Annotated in this window: 13 protein-coding genes; 6 read left to right on the top strand and 7 right to left on the bottom strand. The window is 41.9% G+C overall.

All coding sequences use genetic code 11. The features are described from left to right. Positions 1-145, top strand: a 145-nt coding sequence (locus ACEW80_RS27520) for a 3-oxoacyl-[acyl-carrier-protein] synthase III C-terminal domain-containing protein (RefSeq protein ID WP_373529651.1), incomplete at its 5' end; no start/stop codon positions are given. A 95-nt stretch (positions 146-240) separates the two neighbouring features. Further along, a complete protein-coding gene (fabD, locus tag ACEW80_RS27515; RefSeq protein ID WP_373529646.1) occupies positions 241-1,122 on the top strand; it encodes an ACP S-malonyltransferase in 882 nt (293 codons plus the stop codon). Between the two features lie 280 nt (positions 1,123-1,402). On the opposite strand, the gene ACEW80_RS27510 is transcribed toward fabD, so the two are convergent. The 6 genes from ACEW80_RS27510 to ACEW80_RS27485 form a co-directional block, all read right to left on the bottom strand. Continuing rightward, positions 1,403-2,305 (bottom strand): MBL fold metallo-hydrolase, encoded by a 903-nt coding sequence (locus ACEW80_RS27510; protein WP_373529645.1) that lies wholly within the window; start codon positions 2,303-2,305, stop codon positions 1,403-1,405. An 11-nt stretch (positions 2,306-2,316) separates the two neighbouring features. Then, positions 2,317-2,700 (bottom strand): aspartate 1-decarboxylase, encoded by a 384-nt coding sequence (gene panD, locus ACEW80_RS27505; protein ID WP_373529650.1) that lies wholly within the window; start codon positions 2,698-2,700, stop codon positions 2,317-2,319. 119 nt (positions 2,701-2,819) lie between these two features. Continuing rightward, positions 2,820-3,332: an inorganic diphosphatase gene (locus ACEW80_RS27500; protein WP_373529644.1), complete on the bottom strand. Its 513-nt coding sequence runs from the start codon at positions 3,330-3,332 to the stop codon at positions 2,820-2,822. 452 nt (positions 3,333-3,784) lie between these two features. Beyond that, positions 3,785-3,973 (bottom strand): hypothetical protein, encoded by a 189-nt coding sequence (locus ACEW80_RS27495; protein WP_373529643.1) that lies wholly within the window; start codon positions 3,971-3,973, stop codon positions 3,785-3,787. 822 nt (positions 3,974-4,795) lie between these two features. Next, on the bottom strand, positions 4,796-5,767 hold the full coding sequence (locus ACEW80_RS27490) for a DUF362 domain-containing protein (RefSeq protein ID WP_373529642.1): 972 nt from the start codon (positions 5,765-5,767) through the stop codon (positions 4,796-4,798). Between the two features lie 86 nt (positions 5,768-5,853). After that, the gene (locus ACEW80_RS27485) at positions 5,854-7,269 is read right to left on the bottom strand and encodes an aspartate ammonia-lyase (RefSeq protein WP_373529641.1); all 1,416 of its coding nucleotides are present in this window, start codon (positions 7,267-7,269) and stop codon (positions 5,854-5,856) included. Positions 7,270-7,425: 156 nt separating this feature from the next. On the opposite strand from ACEW80_RS27485, the gene ACEW80_RS27480 reads away from it, so the two are divergent. From ACEW80_RS27480 to ACEW80_RS27465, 4 genes are all read left to right on the top strand, one after another. Continuing rightward, positions 7,426-7,989 carry a Uma2 family endonuclease gene (locus ACEW80_RS27480; protein WP_373529640.1) on the top strand — a complete coding sequence of 188 codons (564 nt, stop codon included), beginning with the start codon at positions 7,426-7,428 and terminating at the stop codon, positions 7,987-7,989. Positions 7,990-8,009: 20 nt separating this feature from the next. After that, positions 8,010-8,528, top strand: coding sequence for a CDP-diacylglycerol--glycerol-3-phosphate 3-phosphatidyltransferase (gene pgsA, locus ACEW80_RS27475; protein ID WP_373529649.1), 519 nt, complete (start codon positions 8,010-8,012; stop codon positions 8,526-8,528). A gap of 9 nt (positions 8,529-8,537) precedes the next feature. Continuing rightward, positions 8,538-8,774: a type II toxin-antitoxin system HicB family antitoxin gene (locus ACEW80_RS27470; protein WP_373529639.1), complete on the top strand. Its 237-nt coding sequence runs from the start codon at positions 8,538-8,540 to the stop codon at positions 8,772-8,774. A gap of 423 nt (positions 8,775-9,197) precedes the next feature. Next, a complete protein-coding gene (locus ACEW80_RS27465) occupies positions 9,198-9,461 on the top strand; it encodes a hypothetical protein (protein WP_373529638.1) in 264 nt (87 codons plus the stop codon). 84 nt (positions 9,462-9,545) lie between these two features. Here ACEW80_RS27465 and ACEW80_RS27460 read toward each other — a convergent pair whose 3' ends face one another. After that, entirely contained in the window at positions 9,546-10,421 is an 876-nt protein-coding gene (locus ACEW80_RS27460) for an SMP-30/gluconolactonase/LRE family protein (RefSeq protein WP_373529637.1), read from the bottom strand. Positions 10,422-10,604 lie beyond the last annotated feature (183 nt).

Here is a 10,604-nt window from a genome sequence, read left to right as displayed (position 1 = left end):
TGGCAATACCTCTGCTGCTTCCATTCCCTTAGCTTTAGATGAAGCAGTACGACAAGGCAAAATTAAACCCAATGACATTGTTGCTGCATCCGGTTTTGGTGCCGGTCTTACCTGGGGCGCGGCAATTTTTCAATGGGGAAGATAAATATTTTGTCATTTGTCATTTGTCATTTGTCCTTTGTTAATGACCAATGACCAATGACCAATGACCAATGACTACTGACCACTGACTAATGACAAATGATTAAAACTGCATGGGTGTTTCCCGGACAAGGTTCCCAAGTACTGGGAATGGGAATGGATTTATTAGATATATCTGCCGCTAAAGACAAATTTGCCCAAGCTGAGGAAATTTTGGGCTGGTCTGTAACGGAAATCTGTCAAAGCCAAGAAGAAAAGTTATCACAGACTCTATATACCCAGCCAAGTCTTTATGTGGTAGAAAGCATTCTTGCTGACCTGCTCCGAGAGCGAGAACACCGGCCTGATTTAGTTGCTGGACACAGTTTAGGAGAATATTCTGCCCTTTACATTGCGGGTGTTTTTGAGTGGTCGGCTGGTTTATATCTGGTGAAACGTCGTGCGGAACTTATGGATAGTGCCGTTGGTGGTATGATGGCGGCTTTGATGAACTTTGACCACGACCAATTAGAAAAAGTCATTGCCCAAACGCCTGATGTCGTGGTGGCAAATGATAATAGTTCAGTTCAGGTGGTAATTTCAGGCACGACTGAGGCTGTACAAGCAGTAATCTCTCAAGTCAAAGCAAAACGTGCTATTCCTTTAAAAGTTTCTGGAGCATTTCACTCACATTTAATCGCTGCTGCTGCTAGAGAATTCCAAGACATTCTAGAATCTGTGGAATTTCAAACAGCTACTGTACCAGTTTTGTCTAATGTAGAACCAATTCCGTCTATTGATGCCAATATTTTAAAGCAGCGCCTGAACAAACAAATGACAGGTTCAGTCCGCTGGCGAGAAATTTCTCTGCAATTACCAGCCAACGGCATCCAGCGAGTAGTAGAAATTGGCCCTGGTAAAGTGCTAACTGGCTTAATTAAACGTAGTAGCCCAGACTTAATATTAGAAAACATCCATAGTGCTGCTGATTTGCCTGTTTAACAAGAAAGAATTCAGGAGTCAGGATGCCAGAATCGGCTAAACGCCGCGCTACCGCTAACAGAATTGAATTCTGGGCGATGGTTACTGAGCTTTGCCGTACCCCTGCTCTTAAGCAAGCTACGCGCAGCGTCTCATAGAGAAAGGTCGAAGTACTGGTGAGCTAGGCGTAGCCCTCCGACAGCAAAAAGGTGGATTAATAAACGAGATTCATTGATTCTGACTACTGAATTCTTTTTTAAATTTTTTTAGATATACGCTGCCAACCAGTCTAATCACTTAATCACTTATCAATAGCTAATACCAGACCTTCACGGGCTAGTAATGCCTGAGAAAAGGCAGATTTAACATCGACTTGAACCTGGTCAAGAAAATCATCATGGTCATCTGGGTGATGATGAGAAATAGCTAGCCCTTGGACACCAGCACTAAGAGCTGTGTTCATCGCAGCTTGCCAGAGTAAATCAGCACAGTCATGATTGTGAGATGTGGGAGGAGTGTAGGTGGCATTGGCAATAAGTAAGTCAACGCCCTTAATGAACTGTAAAATCTGCTCTCGTTCTATTTGCTCCGCGTTCGGATTCAAATCCGTGACGTAGGCAACACTATATTCCTGCCAAGTGACTCTGTAGCCAACTGAACGCTGAGTTTGATTAATCAATGCGGTTGTAATGGTGACATCATCCAGCCTCACCTCACTATCTGAAGTCAAATTGTAAAACTGCAATTCCGACTGCATTACCTGCAAAGGATAAGGAAAGTGCGGCTGGAGCATCTGGTCATACAGACATTGTTTGATTGAGGCTCCATTTGAAGCAGCTGTGCCGTAAATGTGAAAGCAATTTTCCCCAATAAATGCCGGGGCAAAAAAGGGAAACCCTTGAATACGATTTAATTGACAGTTGGTAAAAAATAAATGGGCTTCTAGTGGCTGTTGCAATTGTTGCCAAGTTTTACCCAGTATGCGTAAGCCAGTACCGCCATCAAAAATCAAGCGTTTCCCGCCTATATGCATTTCTACACAAGCGGTATTGCCACCATAGCGACTACTGTTGCTGCCTGGAGTGGCAATCAAACCCCGTACACCCCAGAATTGCACTAGAAACTCACCCTCTGGACTACTTAGCAGGGTAGTTGACTTTTCAGATGTGGAATTCTGGAAACCCGATAACTCAAAATTTGACATTTTCCTTGAAGTTAGACCTTACTAAGCAAGTCATCGTAGTGGCGCACTTCCAACGGCTTGTTTTTTTCGTCCACAATAACTACCGTAGGTGAGTAATTTTTTAACTCTTCTAGAGTGAACTGCCCGTAAGTCATTATAATCAAGCGATCGCCAATAATGCCTAGACGTGCCGCAGCTCCATTGAGTTCAATTATTCCTGAATGAGCTTGAGCGGGGATCGCATAAGTAATAAAGCGTTTACCATTGGCATTATTCACTACTTGCACTTGCTCATAGGGTAAGATGCCAGCTTTTTCCAGGAGAATTTGATCAATGCTGATACTACCCACGTAGTTGATATTTGCCCCCGTGAGGGTGCAATTATGAATTTTTGCCAAAAGGAAAGTACGCTGCATTTGGTTTGGGGTTGGTGGCAGTTTTTGTAAGCCGTAACAAACGAAAGTTATCAAAGTGAGGAGTTATGAGTTAGGAATAAAAATTCATAACTCTTAACTCCTAGCTCTTAACTTTTCTATTATCCTCTATAAGCTTTGACTGATTTTTCAACTATTGCTGCAACCTTCTCTACATCTTGCCAACCGAGAATTTCAGTTACCTTTTTTTCCAAATTTTTATAACTGCGGAAAAATTCGGCAATTTCATCTAAGCGGTGTGGTGCTATGTCTTTCAGAGATTTTACTTGAGCGTAGCGCGGATCTTTGTCAGGAACACAAAGAATTTTTTCATCGCGATCGCCCCCGTCAATCATCTCCAAGAAGCCAATCGGTCGCGCTGCAATCACACACCCTGGAAAGGTCGGCTCGTCAATTAAGACCATACCATCTAGGGGATCGCCATCATCAGCCAAAGTATTGGGTACAAAGCCGTAGTCACATGGATATTGTACCGATGAATAAAGTACTCGGTCTAGAGCAAAAGCTTCTAGTTCCTTGTCGTACTCATATTTATTTTTACTTCCGCCTGTAATTTCAATCAGAACGTTGATTAGACCCGGTTTTGGTTGGGCAGCAATACGAGATAAGTCCACAAAAAACTCCTCCGCTAACAGTGAATCATGGGGGCACTAACTTCGCTCCCCGTGTAGAATTTTAGGACAATATGGATCTCTTCCCAAGGTATTCATTTCACTGCATTGGTGATAGGTGACAGGGGACAGGGAATGATCTACGCCCTGTAACCTGTACCCTATTCCCTTATTCTGTTCTCAGTCTCCTGGAATTAGCCAAACAATGGAAAAAGCGTTGCGAGTAAACTTCGCAACGCTTTTTCCAAGAGGGTTTTATGGATCTCCCCCGCCCTTAATTGCTGTTGAAGGGATTTCTGCCCTTACTCTGTCAAAACAACTGAAACCTGGAGTCACACAACACAGATTTAGTTTATTCCTGATGAACTACATCCATATCTACAGACATTATCTCAAAATCTGTTTTCTCCTTGTTTGTAGCTCTCCTGATGGTGAAACATTACTAGGAAGTTTTGTCACTCTTTACTTCCTTGTAGGTTTTGGATCAGGGGTTGCTGGTTATTTTGAACATTAGCTGAAGAATAGTGGGCGATGACAAATACGGGTAGGGTGAGAGTTAAAAGAGCGATCGCAGTTCCCACAATATCTGCCAAACGGTTGGAATATGTGTCGGCAGAATTGGCTGACTGGCTATTTGAATTCATACAAAATTGAAGTTATTCGGATCACTGTGTAGGTCTACTCTCTCAGTGAGAGTGTTGATGCTATTTTAGCTATTTTTAAATTGTAAAATGTGTTGCATTCTACAAGATAAACCAGTTTTACAACTGTCCTAATAGCGTTTTTATACAAGAAGTTATTAATCCAAAGTTACGAGAAAACAAATCATGTTTTATTTGGTGATTAATGTTTTCAGATGTTTCCCTGTATGATGTAACTGTTTGCATACCCAAAGCTAACTTTAACAGCATCATAAATTACATTTTTTCGCTGCTTAAAGATTAATAAGCAAAATGTATTTGTCCGATACTTCATGATTATAACATCCTGCAACTCCTTTCGTCAGGTCATTTTAGTTGAATTGCTAATTTGTAATACAGAACACAAAACCAGCAAAACCACTGATAGCTATTGAGTGTTTTCGATTGTCCTACTGTAGTTATACACACAAATATTTAATACTAGATAACAAATAGGTAGTATGATTTTTTTAACCACTCCTAACTACCGAATAAATACAGTGACATTAATTGTGTTGTACACTATAGATTCAGTGATACTACTAAAGAAATATTTTAGAATTTAAATTGCCAAGTGTGTGTAATATCACAGCAGTTTTGTCAATCTATATATAGGTAGAGTAAAGATTATTTGGAATGTGAGTAAAAAACCGCCACTAACTATTGTAGGGCGGTCTTAATACGGTTCGGATAAGACTTGATCTCCCCAACCTCCCTTAAAAAGGGGGGCTAAGAAGAAACCCTTGCTAAAACTTAATTACGAATTACGAATTACGCAAAGCGGTACTAGTTCTTTCCGTAGATATTCATTGGTTCTTTAATAAATCGAGTGTAAAGATGCTTAAACGTAGACTTAATTACGCGGGGCATACCAAAATCGATAGGCATCAACTTGTCTGGTAGCCGCCAATCTTCTATTTTTAATAAGTCAGGATTTAAATGGGGAAACTCTATGGAATCAATTTCTGGACAAACTCCTAGCCTTTGAGAGGCTGCAACTGTAGGTACTTGTTCAGGAGGAACATTGAGGATTTCCACCATTGCCCGATCTAAAGCAAATACATCTGATGCGGCTGCTAAAATGCCTAGTTGGCGAGGTTCACCATTACTAGGGCCATTACCTTCATGACCGATGATGCCATCTAATATGGTTAAGTTAGGGTTAATTGCCCTGGCAGTTTCTACTAGCATTTCACCAAATCTATTCGCATCTTTTCCAGCTTCCATGTGCCACCAAGCTTTCATTTTGCCGGGGACGCAACCAAACAAGTTTTTTACGCCCAGTGTTAATGTCAACTGCATATGTGATTTCACTTTAGGTAGATTAATCACCACATCTGCTTCCATTACTTCTTTAGACAGCCGTAGGTGGTTAAAATTATCACTAACGGTTTGGTAACGTTGACCGTGAAAATCGATGATGGGCAGATTCAGTTCTTCTAAAATAGGCAGATAGCCATTTGCCACTGCTACGCCCTTGGCACTGCCAAAAGCCGGACTATCCCCCAAAAATGGCTTACCGCCAACCTCAATTACCATCTGGGCAACTTCGTAAACTATTTCGGCACGGGTAATACACTCTTTACCAGGACGCGTCCCTGTAAGTAGATTCGGTTTGAGTAAAACGCGATCGCCTTTCTTCACAAATGCTGCCATTCCTCCAAAAGGTTCTAGGAGAGTGACTAAGGATTCTCGTAAGGCTTCTCGTTCGTAAGATGTAGCCCGAATGAGACTAACAGATGGTTTTTGAGTCTGCATGGATAAATAGGGGATGAGGAAGATGAGGGAGATGGGCGGGACAAGGGGGAATAAACCATGCCCAATGCCCAATGCCCTATGACTTATTATTCTGTTTTGAGGGCTAAGATACCACTCATTTGTTCTAGATTTAATACTGTGGCTAAGTCTGCTTCACTCATCAAACCGCGTTCTAAAACAATTTGCCGCAGGGATTTGCCAGTTTCTAAAGATTCTTTGGCGACAGCTGCGGCATTTAAATAACCGATGTGGGTATTTAGTGCAGTTACTAAAGCTAAACTGCCTTCGGCGTATGCTAAACAACGTTCCTGGTTGGCTGTGATTCCCTGGATGCAGCGTTCGGTGAGTGCAGCGATCGCATTACCCAGAATTTCGATACTATGAATTAGGTTATAGCCAATCAACGGCATCATCACATTTAACTCTAATTGTCCGGCTTGTGCGCCTAAGGCGATCGCACTGTCGTAACCCATCACCTGAAAACACACCATTGATGTCATCTCTGCCATGACTGGGTTATATTTCCCTGGCATAATCGAGGAACCGGGTTGCACTGGAGGCAGTTGAATTTCTTTCAAGCCTGTTTTTGGCCCCGAATCCATCAGCCGCAAATCGTGAGATATTTTGACTAAATCCTGCGCTAAGTTGCGTAAAGCACCAGAAACATTGACAAATGGTGCCATACTCTGCATAGCTGCCATGAGATGGGGCGCAGGTTCTAGGGGAGTGTCAATCAATTCTGAGAGAACTTCCACTACACGGGCGCGATACAGAGGATGAGTATTTAAACCCGTTCCGGCTGCACTACCTCCCAAACCCAGCACCATCAAATCACCAGAAGCGGTGTAAATCCGGTTTTGGTGTTCTGTAAGGATTTGTACCCAAGCCCGAAAATTATCACCCAAACGCACTGGTACAGCGTCTTGCAAGTGGGTTCTGCCAGATTTGACGATATCTTGAAATTCTACAGCTTTGTCTTCTAAGGCAGCGATCGCCGCCTCCATTGCTGGGTGTAATGTCTTGGATAATGCCAATAAACCACCAATGCGAATTGCCGTAGGAATTACATCATTGGTAGACTGCCCATAATTAACATGATCGTTGGGACTAACACGTTTATAATTGCCCTTTTCCTCACCAAGAATTTCTAAGGTGCGATTTGCCAAAACTTCGTTGACATTCATGTGATGGGAAGTTCCAGCACCAGCTTGATAGACATCCACGACAAACTGATCGCGCAACTTCCCAGCCAGGATTTCATCGCTTGCTTGGACAATTGCCTGACTAATATCTTCGGGAATGCAGCTTAGTTCCCCATTAACAATTGCTGTAGCTTTTTTAATGATTAGACAAGCATCCACGTAAGTAGCTAAAGGCTTGATGCCGCTAATGGCGAAGTTTTCCATTGCCCGCAGCGTTTGAATGCCGTAATAAACGCTACTAGCAATTTGGCGATCGCCCATCGAATCACGTTCGATGCGAAAATCTGTATTGTCAATCATATTATTGTTTGGATAATCTCAAATTACAGATCATGCCATGCAATTACACTAAAAATCTCATTTGAATATATTTTGTTGTCTGCTAAGGCACGAAGCAAAAAAGCAAAAAAGCCTAGTTAAGCTAAACTTAGAGTTAAATACGAGCAAGGAAATATTATGATAAAAACACCAACTCGTCAGATAACTTTAGAAGAATTTTTACAGTTGCCAGAAACAAAACCAGCGAGTGAATATATCAACGGTGAAATCATTCAAAAACCCATGCCCCAAGGGAAACATAGTAGATTACAGATTCAATCAGCTAATGCTATTAACAATGTGGCAGAACCCCGAAAAATCGCCTTAGCTTTGCCAGAATTACGCTGTACCTTTGGTGGACGTTCCATTGTCCCAGATGTGGCAGTATTTGCTTGGGCGAGAATCCCTGTAGATGAAAAAGGTAATATTGCCAATGTGTTTAATATATATCCAGATTGGACAATTGAAATATTATCTCCTGAACAAAGTACAACCAAAGTCACCAGAAATATTTTACATTGTTTAAATCATGGTAGTAGCTTATGCTGGTTAATTGACCCTGAAGAACATAACATTTTAATTTATCCACCCAACCAACAACCAATATTTTTAGAAGACGAAAAAGATATATTGCCAGTACCCGATTTAGTTAGTGATTTACATTTGACATTAGGGCAATTATTTGATTGGTTGAAATTATAAAAACTCTCCAACCCATAATCATGAATTTACCCAACTGGATTACCTTTTCTCGCCTTCTGGGTGTGCCTTTTCTACTATATGGGTTGTATAACTCTACATCACAGGCTAGGTGGGTATGTTTGGCAATTTTTTTAGTTGCGGCGTTAACAGATTGGTTGGATGGTTATTTGGCGCGGAAACTTAACCAAGTTACTGAGTTAGGGAAATTTCTTGATCCTTTGGTGGATAAGTTTTTGGTGCTAGCGCCGTTATTAGTTTTGGTGGAATTGGGTAAAGTCCCAGCGTGGGGAGTGTTTTTGATTTTAGCGCGGGAATTAGCGATCGCAGGTTGGCGGGTAAATCAACCGACGATTACCGGGGCGAATATTTGGGGTAAACTCAAAACTGTTAGTCAAATAATAGCGATCGCGCTTTTGATTGCGCCCCTACCTGAAGTGTGGCAAACTCCCTCTCTGACTGCCTTTTGGATTTCTGTCGCCTTGACTTTAATCTCTGGGGGTATTTATCTTTTGCCGCAAAAAGCTAGCACTGCTGATTGAAAACGTCTAATGAAACCACAATATAGTATTGTAATTCAGTGGTCGCAGGAAGATAAAAAGTACATTGTCAGCCTACCTGAGTTTGGCCCCTATGCACACACTCATGGAAATACCTACGCGGATGCTCTCAATAATGGTGAGGAAGTGATGGAACTTTTGATTGAAGATTACCAAGCACAAGGAAAAAGACTACCAGAGCCTTTGACTACAAACTTTTCCTTTCGGTTTGTGCAATCCTTACCCTAATTATTAGCACTTTGTTACCTTGACATTAACATCTGGAGCAATTTACCCGACGCTTGGAAGTCCCTTAGAACTCAATACGTTTGGGTTAGTGATATTTAGTGTTTGGAGATCCCCCCAACCCCCCTTAAAAAGGGGGGCTAATATCTCTTTTACCCCCTTTTTAAGGCTACGGTGTACACACATCTCTGTACAAACCCAAAATCGTTGGAGATCCCCCTAAATCCACGCCACGTGCTTCAAGTCGGGAAACCGCAAGGGCGCAGTGGCTCCCCTTAAGAAGGGGACTTTAAGAGCTTTTTGCCCCCCTTTTTAAGGGGGGTTGGGGGGGATCAAAAGCCTGTGGCGCAACTCTAGAAGACTTGTGTGTACACCGTAGCTTTTTAAGGGGATCGCCGAAGGCGGGGGGATCTTAACCCAAGCGTATTGGCTTATAACTCGGAAGTTGCACTTCTGAACTCGGAAGTTGAGCCTCTGAACCCGACAGTTGCACCTTTGAACTCGGAAGTTGCACCTCTGAGGTCGGAAGTTGAGCCTTTAAGGTCGGAAGTTGAGCCTTTGAACTCGACAGTTGCACCTCTGAGGTCGGAAGTTGCACCTTTGAGGATGGAAGTTGCACCTTTAAGGTCGGAAGTTGCGCCTTTGAACTCGATACTTCAAGATCAAAAGTTTAAAACCCGGAATTTATAGAATTCGCAAACAAGTAAAGAGTCGAGTTAAACAAATGTAAGAGGCAACTTAGCGCCTCATTTTGATACAGCTACTACTTGATTTCTAAAAATCATAGCTAGGTAATCCAGTAACATCAGTTTGGAGAGCAAACAAATCACCAGAGGAGAAACTTTTATCAATCTCTGCTTGGCTGAGTCCAACCGAAGCAGTGGTGATGTAAAGTGTTTGTAAATCTTCGCCCCCAAAGGTGCAGCTAGTTGGCACTTGCACAGGTAGCTTTATCCGCAATATCTCCTCACCCTTGGGGTTGAAACGAATCACACACCATCCATTCCACATAGCTGACCAGATATATCCTTCACTGTCTATCGTCAACCCATCTGGGTAGAAAGATTCATTAGTTAAATCAACAAAAATCCGACGATTACTAATGTTTCCTGTTACTGAATTAAAGTCATAAACATATATTTTTTGCTGGGGAGAATCTGTCAAATAAAATGTCTTTTGATCGGGACTCCAACCCAGACCGTTAGAGATAGTCAATCCTGTTTCCATTATATGCAATGATCCATCAGTGTCATAGCGATAAAGACTAGCCTGGGGTTTTTCGGAAGAACACATCGAACCGAAAAAGAAACGACCTTGAGGGTCACATTTACCATCGTTAAAACGGTTATCTGGTAAATGTGCTTCAATTTCTAAAATTGTGGCAACTTCACCTGTTTGTGTGTCAAGAAATGCCAGGTGATGACGCAGCGCCATAATTAATCTATCTTTACCTGCTATTGCGATCGCGCCTACCACATCTCCCACATCAAAAAAGCGGTCTTTCCCCGTAGCAGGATTAAACTGATGCACCCGACGGTTATAAATATCGACCCAGTAAAGTAACTTTTTGTTTGAATCCCAGATAGGCCCTTCACCTAAGCGCGCACGGGCTTCTAAAACATTATGAAGTGGGTATTGCAACTCGTTCATTTTATCAACCAACAACAGTATTTACAGAAAGTAGTTTCAGTAGCAATGACGCAATTCGTTAAAAAACATCTACCTGACTAATCAAGAATTCATTCCTGTTCTAGTAAAAACTAAATACACAATTTATCGCGTCTTTCCCAGGTAGAATAAAATATTTTTTCTTTTGACTTTCGCCAAACCTTT

The sequence above is a fragment of the Nostoc sp. genome, assembly GCF_041747015.1.
Taxonomy (GTDB): Bacteria; Cyanobacteriota; Cyanobacteriia; order Cyanobacteriales; family Nostocaceae; genus Nostoc.
Note: the sequence above shows the minus strand (reverse complement) of the source record. Positions and strands in the feature narration are given on the sequence as shown.